14 protein-coding genes and 1 pseudogene are annotated in these 19,453 nt (G+C 68.6%); 8 read left to right on the top strand and 7 right to left on the bottom strand.

The window, feature by feature from the left end:
• Positions 1 to 65 precede the first annotated feature (65 nt).
• Positions 66 to 2,525, top strand: a complete 2,460-nt coding sequence (fxsT, locus tag SSP08S_RS55055; protein ID WP_078532384.1) for an FxSxx-COOH system tetratricopeptide repeat protein — start codon at positions 66 to 68, stop codon at positions 2,523 to 2,525.
• A gap of 138 nt (positions 2,526 to 2,663) precedes the next feature.
• Here the strand turns inward: fxsT and glnA2 are convergent, their stop codons facing one another.
• Positions 2,664 to 4,025 carry a gamma-glutamylpolyamine synthetase GlnA2 gene (glnA2, locus tag SSP08S_RS09255; protein ID WP_019067303.1) on the bottom strand — a complete coding sequence of 454 codons (1,362 nt, stop codon included), beginning with the start codon at positions 4,023 to 4,025 and terminating at the stop codon, positions 2,664 to 2,666.
• Between the two features lie 353 nt (positions 4,026 to 4,378).
• Between glnA2 and SSP08S_RS09250 the strand changes: the two genes are divergently transcribed.
• The 4 genes from SSP08S_RS09250 (at position 4,379) to SSP08S_RS09235 (ending at position 10,020) form a co-directional block, all read left to right on the top strand.
• Positions 4,379 to 5,050 carry a thioredoxin-like domain-containing protein gene (locus SSP08S_RS09250; RefSeq protein ID WP_019067302.1) on the top strand — a complete coding sequence of 224 codons (672 nt, stop codon included), beginning with the start codon at positions 4,379 to 4,381 and terminating at the stop codon, positions 5,048 to 5,050.
• A 5-nt stretch (positions 5,051 to 5,055) separates the two neighbouring features.
• On the top strand, positions 5,056 to 5,676 hold the full coding sequence (locus SSP08S_RS09245; RefSeq protein ID WP_019067301.1) for a DUF305 domain-containing protein: 621 nt from the start codon (positions 5,056 to 5,058) through the stop codon (positions 5,674 to 5,676).
• Between the two features lie 266 nt (positions 5,677 to 5,942).
• Entirely contained in the window at positions 5,943 to 7,880 is a 1,938-nt protein-coding gene (locus SSP08S_RS09240; protein WP_019067300.1) for a S53 family peptidase, read from the top strand.
• Positions 7,881 to 7,980: 100 nt separating this feature from the next.
• Positions 7,981 to 10,020: an NAD(+) synthase gene (locus SSP08S_RS09235; protein WP_019067299.1), complete on the top strand. Its 2,040-nt coding sequence runs from the start codon at positions 7,981 to 7,983 to the stop codon at positions 10,018 to 10,020.
• Between the two features lie 126 nt (positions 10,021 to 10,146).
• Here SSP08S_RS09235 and SSP08S_RS61655 read toward each other — a convergent pair whose 3' ends face one another.
• From SSP08S_RS61655 to SSP08S_RS09210, 6 genes and pseudogenes are all read right to left on the bottom strand, one after another.
• Positions 10,147 to 10,317 (bottom strand): hypothetical protein, encoded by a 171-nt coding sequence (locus SSP08S_RS61655; protein ID WP_158697144.1) that lies wholly within the window; start codon positions 10,315 to 10,317, stop codon positions 10,147 to 10,149.
• A 95-nt stretch (positions 10,318 to 10,412) separates the two neighbouring features.
• A complete protein-coding gene (locus tag SSP08S_RS09230) occupies positions 10,413 to 11,021 on the bottom strand; it encodes a hypothetical protein (RefSeq protein ID WP_019067298.1) in 609 nt (202 codons plus the stop codon).
• 426 nt (positions 11,022 to 11,447) lie between these two features.
• Positions 11,448 to 12,662: an MFS transporter gene (locus SSP08S_RS09225; protein WP_019067297.1), complete on the bottom strand. Its 1,215-nt coding sequence runs from the start codon at positions 12,660 to 12,662 to the stop codon at positions 11,448 to 11,450.
• Between the two features lie 99 nt (positions 12,663 to 12,761).
• A pseudogene (locus SSP08S_RS09220) lies at positions 12,762 to 13,713 on the bottom strand (endonuclease/exonuclease/phosphatase family protein).
• Between the two features lie 285 nt (positions 13,714 to 13,998).
• Positions 13,999 to 14,631 (bottom strand): TetR/AcrR family transcriptional regulator, encoded by a 633-nt coding sequence (locus SSP08S_RS09215; RefSeq protein ID WP_019067295.1) that lies wholly within the window; start codon positions 14,629 to 14,631, stop codon positions 13,999 to 14,001.
• Between the two features lie 53 nt (positions 14,632 to 14,684).
• Positions 14,685 to 16,274 (bottom strand): MFS transporter, encoded by a 1,590-nt coding sequence (locus SSP08S_RS09210; protein ID WP_019067294.1) that lies wholly within the window; start codon positions 16,272 to 16,274, stop codon positions 14,685 to 14,687.
• A 212-nt stretch (positions 16,275 to 16,486) separates the two neighbouring features.
• Between SSP08S_RS09210 and panB the strand changes: the two genes are divergently transcribed.
• The 3 genes from panB (at position 16,487) to SSP08S_RS09195 (ending at position 19,435) form a co-directional block, all read left to right on the top strand.
• Positions 16,487 to 17,362, top strand: coding sequence for a 3-methyl-2-oxobutanoate hydroxymethyltransferase (gene panB, locus SSP08S_RS09205; RefSeq protein WP_019067293.1), 876 nt, complete (start codon positions 16,487 to 16,489; stop codon positions 17,360 to 17,362).
• Between the two features lie 235 nt (positions 17,363 to 17,597).
• Positions 17,598 to 18,617 (top strand): ATP-binding cassette domain-containing protein, encoded by a 1,020-nt coding sequence (locus tag SSP08S_RS09200; protein WP_026178326.1) that lies wholly within the window; start codon positions 17,598 to 17,600, stop codon positions 18,615 to 18,617.
• The gene (locus SSP08S_RS09195) at positions 18,614 to 19,435 is read left to right on the top strand and encodes an ABC transporter permease (RefSeq protein ID WP_019067291.1); all 822 of its coding nucleotides are present in this window, start codon (positions 18,614 to 18,616) and stop codon (positions 19,433 to 19,435) included. The genes SSP08S_RS09200 and SSP08S_RS09195 overlap by 4 nt, the downstream gene beginning before the upstream one ends.
• Positions 19,436 to 19,453: the final 18 nt, after the last annotated feature.

Genomic DNA, 19,453 nt, shown 5'->3' with positions numbered 1-19,453 from the left:
TTGGGGAGGGAGGGTTCTAAGCTCGGTGGTTCGGTGCGGTGGTGGCTGGACTCGGGGGATGCAGGATGGGCGGCGTCGGGGCGCCTGACGGGCCGTGGTTCGTCAGTCATGCGGGAGCGGACCGGGCCTGGGCGGAATGGGTGGCATGGCAGCTGCTCGACGCCGGGTACCGGGTGGAGCTGGACTACTGGGACTGGGGCGCGGGCGACAACTTCATCCTGAAGATGAACACCGCGTTGGAACAGGGGCGCTTTCTGGCGCTGTTCTCCCCGGCCTACTTCGAGCCGGAGCGGTTCACGACGCCCGAGTGGACGTCCATCATGGCGATGAAGGAGAAGATCACACCGGTACGGGTGGCCGAGGTGGCCTCGCCGGCAATCCTGCGGCCCCTGCTCAGCCGGGACCTGTTCGGGCTGAGCGAGGAAGCCGCCCGCCGGGCGCTGATGGAAGCGGTCAATGGACCGTCCCGCCCGACCACCCCGCCCGCCTTCCCCGGAGCCCCGCCCACTCCCGCCGGGGCGTTACGGCAGCTGGGCGGCAGCGGCCCCCGCCTGCCCGGCTCACTGCCCCGGGTGTGGAACCTGCCCGCCCGCAACGCCTCCTTCACCGGCCGCGACACCCTCCTGGTCCAACTGCGCCAGACGCTGGCGGCAGGCGGGCGGGTGGCGGTGCAGGCACTGCACGGACGGGGCGGGGTCGGCAAGACCCAGCTCGCGATCGAGTACGCCCACCGCTTCGCCGGCGAGTACGAACTCGCCTGGTGGATCGCGGCCGAGGACCCCGCCCTCATCCCCGACCAGCTCGCCCAGCTCGCCACCCGCATCGGCGCCGCACCCTCCAACGCGCCCACCACCGACGCCGTCGACGCCCTGCTGGGGGAACTGCGCACCCGCTCCCGCTGGCTGCTGGTCTTCGACAACATCGAAGACCCCGCGGCCCTGACCCCCCATCTGCCGGGCGGTGGCGGCCATGTGCTGATCACCTCACGCAACCCGCACTGGCACACCCATGCCGCCCCACTGAACGTCGACGTGTTCACCCGGGCCGAATCCCTCGCCCTGCTGCGGACCCACGGCGCGGCCCTGAACGAGACCGATGCGGACCAACTCGCACGTACCCTCGACGATCTCCCGCTGGCCCTCGCCCAGGCCGCAGCGCTGGTCGCGAACGGCCTCTCCGCGGCCGACCTGAGCGCCGAACTGGCCCGGTCCACGGCCGCGGTGCTGGCGCAGGGGCACCCTGTCGGCTACCCCGTCTCGCTGGCCGCGCAGGTCCGCCTCACCACCGCCCGCCTGGAATCCGACCACCCCGGCGCAGCCGCCCTGCTGTCCGCCCTCACCCTGCTGGCGCCCGAACCGTTCCCGGTCACCGCCTGCGCCGGCCACCTCCTCGACTGGGCCTCCACCCCGCTGGCGAAGGCCCTGGCCACCCGGCTGGCCGCCGGCACGGCGCTGCACGCCATCACCCGACACAGCCTGGCTCGAACCCAGGACGGCACCATCCAGCTCCACCGCCTCAACCAGACCGTCCTGCACGACCAACTCACACCCGAACGGCACGAGCAAGCGGGCCAGGACGTCGAAGCCCTGCTGATCGCAGCCGCTCCCGGAGACATCAACCTTCCCTCGACATGGCCTGCTTGGCGGGTACTGCTGCCCCATCTCCTCATTGTGGACCCAGTCCTCATCACCACTGAGGCAGGACGGGACCTGGTCCGAGACGCCTGCTGGTACCTGCTGGAGCGCGGCGAGGTCCACCCGGGGCGGGATCGCCTCCAGCACTTGCATCACGCCTGGTCCCGGCAACTCGGCCCGGATCACGAGGGGACCCTGTGGACCGCCCAATACCTCGCCCACGCCTATGCCAACGCCCAGGACCATGCGCGGGCCCGCACACTGGACGAGGACACTCTGCGGCGCCGCCGCCTCCTCCTGGGTGAAGACCACCCCGACACCCTGGCCAGCGCCAACAACCTGGCCGTTGATCTGGCGGAAGTGGGACTGCTGGAGGAAGCCCGCGCCCTCGCTGAAGACACCCTGAAACGACGGCAACGAGTCCTCGGCGAAGACCACCCCGACACCCTGACCAGCGCCACCAATCTGGCCGTTGATCTGGCGGAAGCGGGACAGCCGGAGGAAGCCCGCATCCTGGACGAAGACACCCTGAACCGACAGCGACGAGTCCTCAGCGAAGACCACCCCGACACCCTGCTCAGCGCCAACAATCTGGCCCTACGGCTGGCGGATGTGGGACAGCTGGACGAGGCCCGCACCCTCGCCGAAGACACCCTCAACCGACAGCGACGAGTCCTCGGCGAAGACCACCCCCAGAGCCTGCTCAGCGCCACCAACTTGGCCCTACGGCTGGCGGATGTGGGACAGCCGGACGAGGCCCGCACCCTCGCCGAAGACACCCTCAACCGACAGCGACGAGTCCTCGGCGAAGACCACCCCCACACCCGTCGCACCAGAGAGTTCTTGGAACACCTAGATCAACGGCAGCAGGCCCCCGCCACCGAAGAGTGACCAGACAACTCACCCTCCCCGCAGCCGAGTTGCGTGGTCTCGCCCCGCCCCAGAGCAGCAAAACAACACGGGGCCGACGCTAAACCCCCGTCGGCCCCACATCCCAAACCCAGCGGAAAACCCGCCCCGCCCTACCCCCTACAACACCGGCAAGTTCTTCCGCAGCTCAAAGGCGGTCACCTCGGACCGGTACTCCTCCCACTCCGCCTTCTTGTTGCGCAGGAAGAAGTCGAAGACGTGCTCGCCGAGGGCCTCGGCGACCAGGTCGCTCCGCTCCATCAGAGTGAGCGCCTCGCCGAGGTTCTGGGGCAGGGGCTCGATGCCCATCGCGCGGCGTTCCGCGTCGGAGAGGGCCCAGACGTCGTCCTCGGCGCCCGGGGGGAGTTCGTAGCCCTCTTCGATGCCCTTCAGGCCGGCGGCCAGGAGGAGGGCGTAGGCCAGGTACGGGTTCGCGCCGGAGTCCAGGGAGCGGACCTCGACCCTCGCCGAGCCCGTCTTGCCGGGCTTGTACATGGGGACTCGGACCAGGGCCGATCGGTTGTTGTGGCCCCAGCAGATGTACGAGGGGGCCTCGCCGCCGGCGCCCGCCGTGCGCTCGGAGCCGCCCCAGATGCGCTTGTAGGAGTTGACCCACTGGTTCGTCACCGCGGAGATCTCCGCCGCGTGCTTCAGCAGGCCCGCGATGAAGGAGCGGCCGACCTTCGAGAGCTGGTACTCCGAACCCGACTCGTAGAACGCGTTGCGGTCGCCCTCGAAGAGGGACAGGTGCGTGTGCATTCCGCTTCCCGGGTGTTCCGAGAACGGCTTCGGCATGAACGTCGCCTGCACGCCCTGCTCCAGCGCCACCTGCTTCATGACCAGGCGGAACGTCATGATGTTGTCCGCCGTGGACAGGGCGTCGGCGTAGCGGAGGTCGATTTCCTGCTGGCCCGGTGCGCCCTCGTGGTGGGAGAACTCGACCGAGATGCCCATCGACTCCAGCATGGTGATCGCCTGGCGGCGGAAGTCCATGCCCACGTTCTGCGGGGTGTGGTCGAAGTAGCCGGAGTTGTCGGCGGGGGTGGGGCGGGAGCCGTCGAGGGGGCGGTCCTTCAGGAGGAAGAACTCGATCTCGGGGTGGGTGTAGAAGGTGAAGCCGAGGTCGGAGGTCTTGGCGAGGGCGCGCTTCAGGACGTAGCGCGGGTCCGCGAAGGACGGGGAGCCGTCCGGCATGAGGATGTCGCAGAACATGCGGGCCGTGCCGGGGGCCTCGGCCCGCCAGGGCAGGACCTGGAAGGTGGAGGGGTCCGGCTTGGCGATCATGTCGGACTCGTACACGCGGGCGAAGCCCTCGATCGCGGAGCCGTCGAAGCCGATGCCCTCGTCGAAGGCCTGTTCCAGCTCGGCGGGGGCCACGGCGACGGACTTGAGGAAGCCCAGCACGTCCGTGAACCACAGCCGTACGAACCGGATGTCGCGCTCCTCCAACGTCCGGAGCACGAACTCCTGCTGCTTGTCCATCTTCCGCTTCCCCATCCTTGCTGGTCAGGCCGCCTGTCCTCGTACCGCAGGAGGCGGTCGGGCACCTGAGCATCCCACCACAACACCATTTCGTGCGCGTTGCCGACCTTGATCGACCGGCCGTCCTCGGGCTGAACGGCTCACGAACGGCAGGTGTCCCGCGCTGATGCCCATGTGATGCCCATCTGCTGACCATCTTGCCTGCTCGGACTGACATTCGTAATGCCTGGCATGGGGCGATCGCACTCTTCCGCGCTCTTTGCTGTGGGCGCCCTACGAGAACCCTTTCCTCCCCCACTACGATCAGCGGGTCCCGACCTTCCCGTCCCTTCCCCCAAAAGGACACACATCTCATGGGTTCCGCGAAGAACACCGGCAACGCGGCGCGCAAGGCCCGCATCGAGGAGATGCGGCGCGCCGAGCAGGCCCGCGAGCGACGCGCCAAGCTCGTGAAGATCGCGGCGAGCACGGTGGTCGCCGCCGGTCTCGTCATCGGCGGGGTCGCCGTCGTGCACGCGCAGTCCGGCAAGAAGGACAGTTCCGCGAGCGACTCGAAGAACAGCGGTTCGGGGCACTTCGTCGCGGGCTCGGACGGCGTCAGCACGTGGAAGGGGACGCTGGGCCGCACCCACGTCACCGGCACGGTGAACTATCCGATGCACCCGCCGGTCGGCGGCAACCACAACCCGGTCTGGCTGAACTGCAACGGCGACGTCTACGCCAAGGCCGTCAAGGACGAGAACGCGGTGCACGCGCTGGAGCACGGCGCGGTCTGGGTGACGTACAACAAGAAGGCCTCGGCGGCCGACGTCAAGGCGCTCGCAACGAAGGTGAAGTCGACGCCGTACTCGCTGATGAGCCCCTACGACAGCCAGAAGGACCCGATCATGCTGTCGGCGTGGGGGCACCAGCGCACCGTGAAGAGCGCGAGCGACCCGGACGTGAACAAGTTCTTCGCCGAGTTCGTGCAGGGCAAGCAGACACCCGAGCCGGGTGCGGCCTGCACGGGCGGGCTGTCGCAGTGAGGCAGGTGGGACTGATCGCGGGGGCCGCGGCGGTGGCGCTGGTCGCGGCCGGCGCGATCACCTACGCGGTCGCCGAGGACGGCGGTGGGTCCACCAACTCCCCCACTCCTACGGCGGATTCGGCGGACGCCGGGTTCGCGCGGGACATGGCGGTCCACCACCAGCAGGCCGTCGAGATGTCGTACATCGTGCGGGATCGCACGAAGAATGTGGAAGTACGACGGCTCGCATACGACATCGCGCAGACGCAGGCCAACCAACGGGGCATGCTGCTGGGCTGGTTGGACCTGTGGAACCTGCCGAAGGTGTCGGCCGATCCGCCGATGACCTGGATGGGCATGGGTGACATGGCGTCCGGGAAGGACGGCGCGCTGATGCCGGGGATGGCGACCAACACCGAGCTGAAGAAGCTGAATTCACTGAGCGGCAAGCCCGCCGAGGTGTTCTTCCTGCAGCTCATGACGGACCATCACAAGGGCGGGATCCACATGGCCGAGGGGTGTGTGGAGAAGTGCACGGTGGGGGTGGAGAAACGGCTGGCGCAGGGGATGGTCGACGCGCAGCAGTCGGAGATCCAGCTGATGGCCGACATGCTCAAGGCGCGTGGCGCAAAAGCGCGTTCGTAAAGCGTCCCCGGTCGTTCGTTACACGCCCGTAAGGAAAAAAGCACCCAATTCGCCCCCGCTGACGGTTCCTTGGGTTTCTCTTGACTTTCGCGTTCCCCTGGCATGAACGGTTCATCGAAAGAGTGGCCCCCACGTGTGATCCATCCACGGACCCTCCCGCCGCAGGTTCCGTGCGGATCGACGACGACCAACCACTCCATGCGTGGAACCGCATAGCAGGGGGTTTTATGAGATCCAATCGCGCCACCATGCGCGCCGGAGTGAGCATGGCAGCGACACTGCCCATGATCGCCGGCGCTCTGGCGCTCGGTATACCCGCGGCGCACGCCGCGGACACCCCGGGCCGGGACGCCCTCGCGGGCACCAAGCCCGCGTGGGCGACGGCCAAGGCGGACAAGGGAGCCACTCCGGACAGCTCCAAGGTCTCCGCCCGGGTCTACCTCGCCGGCCGGAACGCCTCCGGTCTCGCGGCGTACGCCAAGGCCGTCTCGGACCCGAGCTCGGCTCTGTACGGCAAGTACCTGAGCGCCGCTCAGGTGCAGCAGCGCTTCGGCGCCACGACGGCCCAGGTGAGCGCCGTCAAGTCCTGGCTGAAGTCCGCCGGGCTGAAGATCACCGGCACCACGCAGCACTACGTCACCGTCTCCGGTGACGTGGCGGCGGTCGAGAAGGCGTTCAGCACCTCGCTGCACAACTACGCGAAGGGCTCGAAGACCTACCGCGCCCCGTCGAAGACGGCCTCCGCGCCGGACAGCCTCAACGGAGCCGTCCTGACCGTCACCGGTCTCGACAACGCCCCGCACAAGGCGACCCACGACGACACGCTGCCGGGTCCGACCGCGGTGTTCAAGAACTCGGGACCGTTCTCCTCGTACTACGGCTCCAACACCGCGACCACCCTGCCTTCGGCGTACGGCAAGAAGATCCCGTACGCGATCGAGGGCTACACGGGCAAGCAGCTGCGGGCCGCCTACGGCGCCGGCAAGTACACGGGCAAGGGCGTGCGCGTCGCCATCACCGACGCCTTCGCCTCGCCGACCATCGCTTTCGACGCGGGCACCTACGCGAAGAAGCACGGCGACGCCACCTGGAAGACCAGTCAGCTGAAGCAGGTTCTGCCCAGCGACTACCGGTACACCGGCGCCGACGAGTGCGACGCCTCGGGCTGGTACGGCGAGGAGACCCTCGACGTCGAGGCCGTGCACGCGGTGGCTCCGGACGCGAACGTCACGTACGTGGGCGCCGCCTCCTGCGTGGACGACGACCTGCTCGACGCGCTGAGCAAGGTCGTCGACAACCACCTGGCCGACATCGTCTCCAACTCGTGGGGCGACATCGAGGCCAACCAGACCCCGGACCTCGCGGCCGCCTACGACCAGGTGTTCCAGCTGGGCGCGGTCGAGGGCATCGGCTTCTACTTCTCCTCGGGTGACAACGGCGACGAGGTGGCCAACACCACCACGCCGACGCAGCCCGGCGTCAAGCAGGTCGACACCCCGGCCAACTCGGCGTGGGTGACGGCGGTCGGCGGTACTTCCCTCGCCGTCGGCAAGGGTGACAAGTACCTGTGGGAGACCGGCTGGGGCACCGAGAAGGCCGCGCTGTCGGCCGACGGCAAGAGCTGGACCAACTTCCCCGGCGCCTTCACCTCGGGCGCGGGCGGCGGCACCAGCAAGACCGTGGCCGAGCCCTTCTACCAGAAGGGTGTCGTCCCGGACGCGCTCGCCAAGGCCAACAGCGCCACCGGCAACCGTGTCGTCCCGGACATCTCGGCGATCGCCGACCCGAACACCGGCTTCAAGGTCGGCCAGACGCAGACCCAGTCGGACGGTTCGGAGTCGTACAGCGAGTACCGGATCGGCGGCACCTCGCTCGCCTCCCCGGTGATCGCGGCGGTCCAGGCCCTGGCCCAGGAGGCGCGCGGCGGCAAGGCGATCGGTTTCGCCAACCCGTCGATCTACGCCAAGTACGGCACGAAGGTCTACCACGACGTGACCGACAACCCGACGGGCTCCGGCCTGGCGGTGGCGCGCGTGGACTTCGCCAACGGCTTCGACGCCACCGAAGGCCTGCTGACCTCGGTCCGCAGCCTCGGCAAGGACAGCTCGCTGTCCGCGGTCAAGGGCTACGACGACGTGACCGGCGTGGGCACGCCCGCGAACGGCTACGTCGAGTCGTTCATCGCCCCCAAGGGTCACCACTGACCCGGTAGGCGGTAGGCGAGTCACCTGTTGATGGGGTGGCGTGGGGTATTCGACACCCCGCGCCACCCCATCGCGTCTCACTGACGATTACAGTGGACCCGTGCCTCCACTGAACTTCTGGTCGATCTATCAGCACGGCTTCGCCCGCGTCGCCGCCTGCACGGGCCACACCGTGATCGCGGACCCGCACGCCAACGCCGAAGCCGTCCTGCGCCACGCCCGCCGCTGCGACGAGGAGGGCGTCGCCGTCGCCGTCTTCGCGGAGATGGGCCTGTGCGGCTACTCCATCGAGGACCTGCTGCTCCAGGACGTACTGCTCGACCAGGTCGAGGAGGCGCTGCGGGAGGTGGTGACGGGGTCCGCGGACCTGCTGCCGGTACTGGTCGTCGGCGCCCCGCTGCGCCACCGCAACCGGATCTACAACTGCGCGGTGCTCGTGCACCGGGGCCGGGTCCTGGGCGTCGTACCGAAGTCGTACCCGCCGAACTACCGCGAGTTCTACGAGCGCCGCCAGATCGCCGACGGCGCGGACGAGCGCGGCGGTTCGATCCGCGTCGGCGGGGAGGAAGTCCCGTTCGGCGTGGACCTGTTGTTCGCGGCCCAGGACGTCCCGTCCCTCGTACTGCACGCGGAGATCTGCGAGGACATGTGGGTGCCGGTGCCGCCCAGCGCCGAGGCGGCCCTCGCGGGTGCGACCGTCCTCGTCAACCTCTCCGGCAGCCCGATCACCGTCGGCCGCGCCGAGGACCGCAAGCTCCTGTGCCGCTCGGCGTCCGCGCGCTGCCTCGCCGCGTACGTCTACGCGGCGGCCGGCCTCGGCGAGTCGACGACGGACCTGTCCTGGGACGGCCAGGCGATGATCTACGAGAACGGCGCGCTGCTGGCCGAGACCGACCGCTTCCCGCTGGGCGACGAGTACGCGGTGGCCGACATCGACCTCGACCTGCTGCGGCAGGAACGGCAGCGGATGGGCACGTTCGACGACAACCGCCGTACGCACCGGGCGCGGACGTCGGACTTCCGCACGGTGGGCTTCGAACTCGCGCCCCCGCTGGGCGACTTGGGGCTGCGTCGGCGCCTGGAACGCTTCCCGTTCGTCCCGGCCGACGCGGAGCGGCTCGCGCAGGACTGCTACGAGGCGTACAACATCCAGGTCGAGGGCCTGCAACAGCGGCTCGCGGCGATCGGCGGCCCGAAGGTCGTCATCGGGGTGTCGGGCGGCCTGGACTCGACGCACGCGCTGATCGTCGCCGCCCGCGCGATGGACCGCGCGGGCCGTCCGCGCAGCGACATCCTGGCCTGGACACTGCCCGGCTTCGCAACCAGCGACCACACGAAGGACAACGCGCACGCCCTGATGCGGGCGATCGGCGTCACGGCGGCGGAACTCGACATCACGCCCACGGCACGCCTGATGCTGAAGGAGATGGACCACCCCTTCGCCTCCGGCGAGCCGGTCTACGACATCACCTTCGAGAACGTCCAGGCGGGCCTGCGCACCGACTACCTGTTCCGCCTCGCCAACCAGCGCAACGGCATCGTGCTCGGCACCGGTGACCTCTCGGAGCTGGCCCTCGGCTGGTCCACGTACGGCGTCGGCGACCAGATGAGCCACTACAACGTCAACTCCGGCGTGCCGAAGACCCTGATCCAGCACCTGATCCGCTGGGTGGTGAGCAGCGACCAGTTCGACGAGGAGACCGGCAAGATCCTCACCGCGATCCTCGACACGGAGATCAGCCCGGAGCTGGTGCCCGGCGAGGAGATGCAGTCCACGGAGTCGAAGATCGGCCCGTACGCCCTGCACGACTTCACGCTCTTCCACGTCCTGCGCTACGGCTTCCGTCCGTCGAAGATCGCGTTCCTGGCGTGGCACGCGTGGCACGACGCGGGGGCGGGGGCGTGGCCGCCCGGCTTCCCGGAGGAGAAGCGGGTGGCGTACGAACTGCCGGAGATCCGGCGGTGGTTGGAGGTCTTCTGCCGCCGCTTCTTCGGCTTCGCCCAGTTCAAGCGCTCGGCGATGCCGAACGGGCCGAAGGTTTCGGCGGGGGGTTCGTTGTCGCCCCGGGGGGACTGGCGGGCGCCTTCGGACGGGTCGGCCACGGCTTGGCTGCGGGACCTGGAGCGGTTCGACCGGTGAGCCGGCCGGCGGGGCTGCCGGTGACGTCCCGGCGCATCGGACTCGGTGGTGATCCGGTGGACACAGCGGGATCCGCCGGACCACGACTTGGAGCCGGAGCTTTTGGAAGCGCCGGCTCATCGATCTTCAACTACGTTGTTTTGCTCGTCGATACCGCACCACAAGCGCCACGTTCGACAGCGCGAGCAAGACCGTCCAAATCGTCAATTCAGGAATCCCGATTTCCGCACCAAAGACTCCCAGAATCACGATGAAGGCGACCCATACACCGATCACCCTCAGGATGAGACCTTTCACGGTCAATCTCCTTGACTCTGTCTGATACCAGGGTGCCGTTTCGGTTCTGGTCCGACAGCGAACCGAACCGGCACCCCGATCACAACACCCGGATGTTACCCGCTGCCGTACTTGTAGGAATAGCCTCCGGACCCCTTGACCGTGATCTTGGACCAGGGGTAGACGTCCGCGTAGCAGCCGTACTTGGCTATGCAGTATTGAAGGTGGCGCTGCATCAGGTTGTAGGCGGACGACGTCCCTGCCGATGTGGTCTGGTTCGTCGTGCGTTCCTTCACCTGCACCATGCCCTGCTGCTGCGAGAGGTAGTCGTAGCGGTAGCCCCAGCTGGTGACATGGGAGCCGTTGTAGGCGAAGTTCACGACGTGGTGCCAGGTGAAGATCGTGCTGCCCAGCAAGCTGTACTTCTTGACCCAGACGTCGACCTCTTTCCAGCTGGTCGTCGCTCTGCTCACGGCGCTGTCGTCCCCATCCGGGATCGCGGGCAGCGTGACCTCGTCGGACGCGTCATAGTCCGCCCCGGAGGGAAGTTCGTCCACCGTCAGATGCTGCACACCTCCGGTGGAGACCGTCTTCTCGGTGATCAGATCGCTCTCCGGTACCGATGGGTCCGGAACCTGGTCGGCGACCGTCGGATCGGTCTTGATGTAGTCGAGATCGGCCTGAGTCCAGGTACCGTCCGCGACTCTCTGCAGAGCGGCGGTCATCGCCGGGTCCGCAGTCACGTCATCCGCACTCGCCGACACGGTCCCCAGTGCGAGCAATGCGCAGGCGACGGTCCCGACCGCGACTTTCGAAAAACCTCTCCATAATGTTCTTCGACGCAATGGAAAGCCCCCTATGTAAGTCGAAGAATCCCCTCGGTCACATTTGTGACTGATCACTCCCCGACTCCCCAGAATCTATAAGGGGCTGACGTGGACATGCAAGTAAAAAGGGCCTCAAGACCTTCCGATTCGCCGCCATGAATTCAGAACGCAAACTTTACTCATTTGGATATTCGTGCCCGTTTCCTGAACTTCTGCGAACAATGGACACCGCCCATTGACGTCGAAGCTCAGGGAACCCTCAAATCCAGAAGTAAAGACTCCGCTTGGTGGGGATGGAGCGAATATGTCTGCGCTCAGCCAAAGTCAGGGGTGCAACGCCGGTGCCTGTTCGGGGACGTGAGCCGCGACGACACGTTCCCGGCCCGGCACCGCTCGACGCCGGTCCACGCTCCACGCCGTGGCGGCAACTCCCAGTCCCAGTACGGCCAACAGCGCGCCGGCCACGGCAGGTGACGTAGCGCCGAAGCCCGCCGCCAGGGCGAGGCCGCCGATCCAAGCGCCGCCCGCGTTGGCCAAGTTGAAGGCGGCCTGGTTGGCGGAAGAGGCCAACGAGGGGCCCGCTGCGGCCTTTTCCATCACCATCAGCTGGAGCGGAGAGCCCGTGACGAACGCCGCGACGCCCAGCAGGACGACCGCGAGTGCCGCGCTCCACTCCGTGGTCATCAGGAGCGGGAACAGGGCCAGGACCGCGCCGAGGGACACCAGTCCCCCGAACAACGTGCCCCGGAGCGAGTGGTCCGCCAGGCGGCCGCCGACCAGGTTGCCTGCCGTCGCGCCTACGCCGAACAGGGCCAGCAGGAGTGTCACGCTGCCGTCGGCGAAGCCTGCCGCGTCCGTGAGCATCGGGGTGATGTAGCTGTAGGCGGAGAAGAGCGCGCCGAAGCCCGCCACCGTCGTGCCGAGGGCCAGCCAGACCGGGAGGGAGCGGAGTGCCGCCAGTTCGCCGCGCAGGCCCACCCGCGGCGCGTGTGCGTGGTCGTGCGGGATCAGCGCGGCCAGCGACGCTATCGCCGCCAGACCGATCACGCTCACCGCGAGGAACGTGGCCCGCCAGCCCAGGTGTTGGCCCATCAGCGTGGCCGCGGGCACGCCCACGATGTTGGCGACCGTGAGGCCCAGGAACATCAGCGAGACGGAGCGCGCCTTGCGTTCGGGCGCCACCATCGTCGTAGCGACGACGGCTCCTACGCCGAAGAAGGCGCCGTGCGGCAGGCCGCTCAGGAAGCGAGCGGCGAGGAGGTAGTCGTAGTTCGCCGCGAAGGCCGAGAGGGCGTTGCCCGCCACGAACAGGACCATCAGGGCGATCAGGACCGTGCGGCGGGACATGCGGGCGGTGACCGCCGCGAGGAGCGGGGCGCCGATGACGACGCCCAGCGCGTACGCCGAGACCAGGTGTCCCGCCGTGGGGATCGAGACGTGGAGGTCGTCCGCGACCTCGGGCAGCAGGCCCATGATCACGAATTCGGTGGTGCCGATACCAAAAGCGCCGACGGCCAGAGCGAGCAGGGCCAGGGGCATGGAGGTGCCTGTGCCTTTCAGGGGGAGAGCGGAGTTCCGTACTGACCAGCTTAAGTTCAGTTACGGAACAAAGACTCCCAGGCGCTCTATTCCACGAGGTTAAGAGCTCGTGTCCAGGTTCACACGGGCCGCGATCGGGAGGTGGTCGCTGCCGGTCCTGGGGAGCGTCCACGAGGTGACCGGCTCCACGCCCTGGACCATGATCTGGTCGATCCGCGCCATCGGGAACGAGGCCGGCCAGCTGAACCCGAAGCCGTCGCCCGCCGCGCCCTGGGTGGAGCGCATCTGGGAGGTGACGGCGTTCAGCGAACGGTCGTTCATCGTGCCGTTCAGGTCGCCGAGGAGGATCTTCCGCTTCAGCGGCTCGGCGGCGATGGCCTCACCGAGGGCGTCGGCGCTCGTGTCGCGCTGCCGGGCCGTGAACCCTGCCTTCAGCTTCACCCGCACCGACGGGAGGTGGGCGACGTAGACCGCGATCCGCCCCTCGGGGGTGGTGACGGTGGCGCGCATCGCGCGGGTCCAGCCCAGCTTTATGTCCACGGCCTGGACGCCGGTCATCGGGTCCTTGCTCCACAGGCCGACCGTGCCCTCGACCGCGTGGTACTTGTACGTCGAGGAGAGGGCCTTCTCGTACGTCGGGACCGCCGAGGCCGTCAGCTCCTCCAGGGCGACGATGTCCGCGCCGGACGCCGCCACGTCGCGGGCCGTGCCGGCCGGGTCGGGGTTGTCGGCGTTGACGTTGTGCGTGGCCACGGTCAGGTCGCCGCCGGTGCCGGTCTTGTCGCTGAGCAGGAGCCCGCCGAAGAGGTTGAGCCAGACGACCGCCGGGAGTACGACGGCGATCAGCGCGGTCGCCGACTTGCGGACCAGGCCGAGGACCAGCAGCAGCGGGATCGCGATCCCGAACCAGGGCAGGAAGGTCTCCGTGAGACTGCCCAGGTTGCCGATCCGGTTCGGGATGCGGGAGTGCAGCAGCATGACGAGGGCCAGGACGATCGCCAGCGCGGCGAGGATCAGACCCCGGCGCCAGATCCTCCGGTCGCCCCGCCAGCCGTCGAACAGTCTGTTCCGCAGGCGCCGAAGTCGGTTTCCGCGCGACTCGTCCCCCGAGCCGCTGCCGTCCGTCTCCGCCACATACGCCTGCTGTGCCATACCGTCGCCTCACTACCTGCCGTGCACACCATCGTCCCCGCGCCTACGACCCTAGGGGATGATCGGTTCCGATCCGCCGTCCCATGACGGCCGTACGGGGACGAGGACGAACAAGTCGCCGCCGTGAGTTCCGGATACCGGCCCGCAGGGCGTGCTTGTGACGAGACGCGCACATACGGATCCGCTAGGAGTCGGCCGGGCGCAGGGCCACCAGCACGGTGTCCACGAGGAGTTCGGACAGGCCCTCGGGGAGGTCGGCGTCGGCGCGCATGACGGTGCGCAGGAGCATCGGACCGACCAGCATGTCGTTCATCAGCTCGGCGTCGAGGTCGGTGCGGAGTTCGCCGTTCTCCTGGCCCCGGCGCAGGATGTCCACCTGCTTGCGGCGGCGGGGTTCCACGACGGTCGCGTGGTACGCGGCCCAGACCTTCGGGCTGCTCTTCATCTGTGCGAACACGTTGTGCAGGAGCGCCGAGGACCGGGCGATCAGGCCACGCTGGCGCAGTTGTTCCAGCATGGCCACGAGGTCGTCGCGCAGGGAGACGCCGGGCAGTTCGGGGTCCGGCGGCTCGGCCGCGCGGACGACGTCGACGAAGAGTTCCTCCTTGCCCGGCCAGCGGCGGTAGATGGTGGCCTTGCCGACACCGGCGGTGCGGGCGATGCGCTCGATGGAGAGTTCGGCCAGGGGCACGCCTTCCTCCAGGAGCTTCATCACGCCCTCCGTGATGGCGCGTTCGACGGCCTCGCTGCGCGGGCGTCCCCTGGTGGGCGCACCCGGCTGAGTCCCGCTGTCGGTGCCGCTGCCGGCAAGGCTCACTTCACTCCGTCCCTTCGCTGTCCCCCCGTCCGCGTCCGTGCCGATTGTCGTCGCTATTCGCCTACGACGACCAACTCCTGTTCCTCCTTGCCCTCCTGGCGGGCCGTCGGCTTCCCGGGCAGGAAGAGGAAGGCGACCACCGCGCCTACGACGGCCACGCCCGCGCCGCACAGGGCGGTGACGTGCATGGCGTGCAGGAAGGCGTCGTTGGCCGGGCCGACCAGGGCCTTGCCCTGCGGGCCGAGCTTCGCGGCGACGCCGAGGGTGGCCTCGATGGACTCGCCGGCCGTGTCGCGCAGGGCGGCCGGCACCGAGCCGAGCTTGCCCTCGATGCCGTTGCGGTAGGCGGTGGAGAGCACCGAGCCGAGTACGGCGATGCCGAGCGCGCCGCCGACCTGGCGGAAGGTGTTGCTCAGCGCGGACGCGGAGCCCGCCTTCTCGCGCGGCAGGGCCTGCATGATGACGACGCTGGTCGGGGTCATGACGTGGGCCATGCCGGCGCCCATGAGGAAGAAGATGATCTCCAGGATCCAGATCGGCGTGTCGGCCTTGAGGGTCGCGAAGGCGGCGAGCATCCCGGCGAGCAGCAGCAGGCCGACGCCGGTGGTGATCCGGTTGCCGAAGCGGTCGACGACCAGCCGGGCGCGCGGCGCGAAGATCATCTGCGCGGCGGCCAGCGGCAGCATCAGCAGACCGGTCTGGAGCGGTGAGTAGCCGCGCACGCTCTGGGTGTAGAAGACCGAGAAGAAGGTCACGCCCATCAGCGCGAAGAAGACCAGCGCGATGGCGGCGATCGCGGCCGAGAACACCTTGTTCTTGAAGTACGTGACGTCGATGGACGGGTGGTCGCTGCGCTTCTCGAACCAGACGAACCCGGCGAGGACCGCGACACCGGCGAGGATCGTCGACAGCACCTTGGGCGCCGTGAAGTCGGCCAGTTCGCCGCCCTCGATGATGCCGTAGACCAGCAGGACGAGGCCTACGACGGACAGGACCACGCCGATCGGGTCGAGGCGGCCGGGCTTGGGGTCGCGGGAGTCGGGGACCAGCCAGATCATCAGGGCGAGCGCGATGATCACGATGGGCACGTTGATCAGGAAGACCGAGCCCCACCAGAAGTGGTCGAGGAGCACACCGCCGGTGATCGGGCCGATCGCGATGGCGAGGCCGACGCCGCCGGCCCAGATGCCGATGGCCTTGGGCTGCTCCTCGCGCTCGAAGACGTTCATGAGGACGGCGAGGGTGGCGGGCATCACGAAGGCCGCGCCGAGCGCCATCAGGGCGCGGAAGGCGATGAGCTGGTCGGGCGAGCCGGACTCGGCGGCCAGCGCGGAGCCGATGCCGAACACGAGGAGACCGCCGAGCAGGGTCTTCTTGCGGCCCAGCCGGTCACCGAGGAGGCCGGCGGTGAACAGCAGGCCGGCGAAGACGAGGGTGTAGGCGTTGATCGCCCACTCCAGCTCGCTCTGTGTCGCGCCCAGGCCGGTCGGGGCCGGGGTGGAGATGGTCTTGATGGCGACGTTGAGGATCGAGTTGTCGAGCACCACGATCAGCAGGCTCAGCATCAGCACGCCGAGGATGGCCCAACGGCGACGGTGCACCGCTTCGGGTATCCGGGTGCCCGGGACGGGTGGAGTGGTCATGCGGTCCAGACTAGGGAGCTTCGGGCGAATTCCGATACGAGACCGTGCCGTATCGTAAATCTTTTACTCAGACCTTACGTATGCCCCGCACGTGATCGGACGTGACGCGGGTGACGGGGGTCCCTCTGGCCCTCCGTGGCACGAGGTGCCACCATGGAGGGGATCCGGGGACGCCGTGAGGGTGCCTCGAGATGACTGAAGGAGCCGTTGCAATGACGCAGCTTTCGGCTGCCCAGACTGGGAAGACCAGCTCCTCCGACGGCAGCAAGGCGCTGTACGGAGGCAAGGGCACACGCCGTATCACCGTTCGCGACATCGCTCTCGCCAAGGAACGCGGCGAGAAGTGGCCCATGCTCACCGCCTACGACGCGATGACCGCGTCCGTCTTCGACGAGGCCGGGATCCCGGTCATGCTCGTCGGCGACTCGGCGGGCAACTGCCACCTCGGGTACGAGTCGACCGTGCCCGTCACGCTGGACGAGATGACCATGCTGTCCGCCGCGGTCGTGCGCGGCACGCAGCGCGCGCTCATCGTCGGCGATCTGCCCTTCGGGTCCTACCAGGAGGGGCCGGTGCAGGCGCTGCGCTCGGCGACCCGGCTGGTGAAGGAGGCCGGGGTCGGGGCGGTGAAGCTGGAGGGCGGCGAGCGGTCGCACGAGCAGATCCGGCTCCTCGTCGAGTCCGGTATCCCGGTGATGGCCCACATCGGGCTGACCCCCCAGTCCGTGAACGCGATGGGGTATCGCGTGCAGGGGCGGGGCGAGGAGGCCGCGCAGCAGTTGCTGCGGGACGCGAAGTCCGTGCAGGACGCGGGGGCGTTCGCGGTCGTACTGGAGCTGGTGCCGGCGGAGCTCGCGGCCGAGGTGACCCGGGTGCTGCACATTCCTACCGTCGGGATCGGGGCCGGGGCCGAGACCGATGCCCAAGTCCTGGTGTGGACCGACATGTTGGGGCTTACGGGTGGTCGGATGCCCAAGTTCGTGAAGCAGTACGCCAATCTGCGTGAGGTCATGGGCAACGCGGCGAAGGCGTTCGCGGAGGACGTGGTGGGCGGGACGTTCCCGCTGGAGGAGCACTCGGTCCACTGACCGGTCAGAGCCACTGCGGCACCATGGCAGCCCGCCGAACTTCCCCCGTCGGCGGGCTGCCCCTCTTTTGCGCCTAAACCGGCGCCGCTCTCGCGGAGGTGGTTGCTCGCCGTCGTGGTTCCTCAATTGATGGTTGCGGTGATCGTCGGAAGACTGCCGCCGCCGTCGGTCAGTTGTAGGCGCCTGTCGGTGGGATGTCGGCGTTCTGTCGGCAGACGCTGGCACTGTCATCCGCATGACGCGAATCGACAACACACCCAGCGGCACGGCAGTGACCGTGCGGGGGCTGGTCAAGCACTACGGCGAGACCAAGGCGCTGGACGGCGTCGACCTGGACGTCCGGGAAGGCACCGTGATGGGTGTGCTCGGGCCGAACGGTGCCGGCAAGACCACCCTCGTACGCATCCTGTCCACGCTGCTCGCCCCGACCGCCGGCGAGGCATCCGTCGCCGGCTACGACGTCCTGCGCCAGCCCCGCCAGCTGCGCCGGGTGATAGGCCTCACCGGCCAGTACGCCTCCGTGGACGAGAAGCTCCCCGGGTGGGAGAACCTCTACATGATCGGGCGGCTCCTTGACCTGTCCCGCAAGGACGCCCGTGCCCGCGCCGACGAACTGCTGGAGCGGTTCTCGCTGACGGACGCCGCCAAGCGGCCCGCGAGCACGTACTCCGGCGGTATGCGGCGCCGGCTCGACCTGGCCGCCTCGATGATCGGGCACCCGCAGGTGCTGTTCCTGGACGAGCCGACCACCGGTCTCGACCCGCGCACCCGCATGGAGGTGTGGGACGAGGTGCGGTCCATGGTCGGCGACGGCGTGACCGTGCTGCTCACCACGCAGTACATGGAGGAGGCCGAGGCGCTCGCCTCCGAGCTGACCGTGGTGGACCACGGCAAGGTCATCGCGAACGGCGGGATCGACGAGCTGAAGGCGAAGGTCGGCGGCCGGGCGTTGCGCATCCGGCCGACCGATCCGCTGCAACTGCGGCCGCTGGCCCGCGCGTTGGACGAGCTCGGCATCACCGGCCTGGCCACCGTCACCGTCGACGTCGAGAGTGGCACGGTCCTGGTGCCGATCCTCAGCGACGAGCAACTGACCGCCGTGGTCGGCGCGGTGAGCGCCCGCGGCCTCACCATCGCCTCCATCACCACCGAACTGCCCAGCCTGGACGAGGTGTTCCTCTCCCTCACCGGCCACCGCGCCAGTGCCCCGCAGGACTCCGTGCCCACCCCCGACCGCGAGGAGGTCGCCGTATGAGCGCCGTCGCCGTGAAGCCCGGCGCCGTCGCGTCGGACCCCCGTATCCCGCTGCGCAACCATCTGCGCCACACCGGCGCGCTGATCCGGCGCAATCTGCTGTGGATCAGGCAGGACCCGGAGTCGATGTTCGACGCCATCCTGTTCCCGGTCATCTTCACGCTGCTGTTCGTGTACGTCTTCGGCGGCTCGATCGGGCAGTCGCTGGGCGGTGGGCAGGAGGCGTACGTGCAGTACGTCGTACCCGGTCTGCTCGCCATGATGGGGATGAACATGGCGCAGGGGGTGGGCACCGGCTTCAACACCGACTTCCACACCGGGGTCATGGACCGGTTCCGGTCCCTGCCCATCGGGCGCGCCTCGGTGCTGATCGCGAAGATCTCGGTCGAGATGATGCGGATGCTGGTCGCGTCCGCCGTGCTGATGGTCGTCGGTGTCCTCGTCGGCTTCCACATCCACCACTGGCTCGGCATGTTCGCCGCGATCGGGCTGTCCGCGGTGTTCGGCTCGGCCCTGATGTGGGTGTTCCTCACCCTCGGCGTGACCATGAAGTCCGCGCAGTCCGTGCAGGCCATGGGCTTCCTGGTGCTGATGCCGCTGCAGTTCGGCTCGTCGATCTTCGCGCCGACCGGCTCGATGCCGGGCTGGCTGCAGAACTTCACCGACTACAACCCGCTCTCCGCCCTGGCGGACGCGGCCCGCGGGCTGATGGTGGGCGGCCCGGTCGCCCACGGCACGCTGCTGACGCTCGCCTGGTCGGTGGGGCTCACCGCGGTGATGGCCCCGATCTCGATCTACAAGTTCCGCACCAAGACCTGAACGCCGTCGGGTACGGCG

Origin of the sequence: Streptomyces hokutonensis (genome assembly GCF_000376565.1) — a bacterium.
Lineage (GTDB): Bacteria > Actinomycetota > Actinomycetes > Streptomycetales > Streptomycetaceae > Streptomyces > Streptomyces hokutonensis.
This window is presented reverse-complemented; position numbering and strand designations above follow the sequence as displayed.

What these genes read in the sequence shown, in the direction of transcription:
- SSP08S_RS09240 (WP_019067300.1), top strand. Translation starts at nt 5,943, where the DNA reads ATGGCAGCGACACTGCCCATGATCGCCGGCGCTCTGGCGCTCGGTATA.
- glnA2 (WP_019067303.1), bottom strand. Translation starts at nt 4,025, where the DNA reads ATGGACAAGCAGCAGGAGTTCGTGCTCCGGACGTTGGAGGAGCGCGAC.
- SSP08S_RS09200 (WP_026178326.1), top strand. Translation starts at nt 17,598, where the DNA reads ATGACGCGAATCGACAACACACCCAGCGGCACGGCAGTGACCGTGCGG.
- SSP08S_RS09230 (WP_019067298.1), bottom strand. Translation starts at nt 11,021, where the DNA reads ATGACCGCCGCTCTGCAGAGAGTCGCGGACGGTACCTGGACTCAGGCC.
- SSP08S_RS09195 (WP_019067291.1), top strand. Translation starts at nt 18,614, where the DNA reads ATGAGCGCCGTCGCCGTGAAGCCCGGCGCCGTCGCGTCGGACCCCCGT.
- fxsT (WP_078532384.1), top strand. Translation starts at nt 66, where the DNA reads ATGGGCGGCGTCGGGGCGCCTGACGGGCCGTGGTTCGTCAGTCATGCG.
- SSP08S_RS09210 (WP_019067294.1), bottom strand. Translation starts at nt 16,274, where the DNA reads ATGACCACTCCACCCGTCCCGGGCACCCGGATACCCGAAGCGGTGCAC.
- panB (WP_019067293.1), top strand. Translation starts at nt 16,487, where the DNA reads ATGACGCAGCTTTCGGCTGCCCAGACTGGGAAGACCAGCTCCTCCGAC.
- SSP08S_RS09225 (WP_019067297.1), bottom strand. Translation starts at nt 12,662, where the DNA reads ATGCCCCTGGCCCTGCTCGCTCTGGCCGTCGGCGCTTTTGGTATCGGC.
- SSP08S_RS09250 (WP_019067302.1), top strand. Translation starts at nt 4,379, where the DNA reads ATGGGTTCCGCGAAGAACACCGGCAACGCGGCGCGCAAGGCCCGCATC.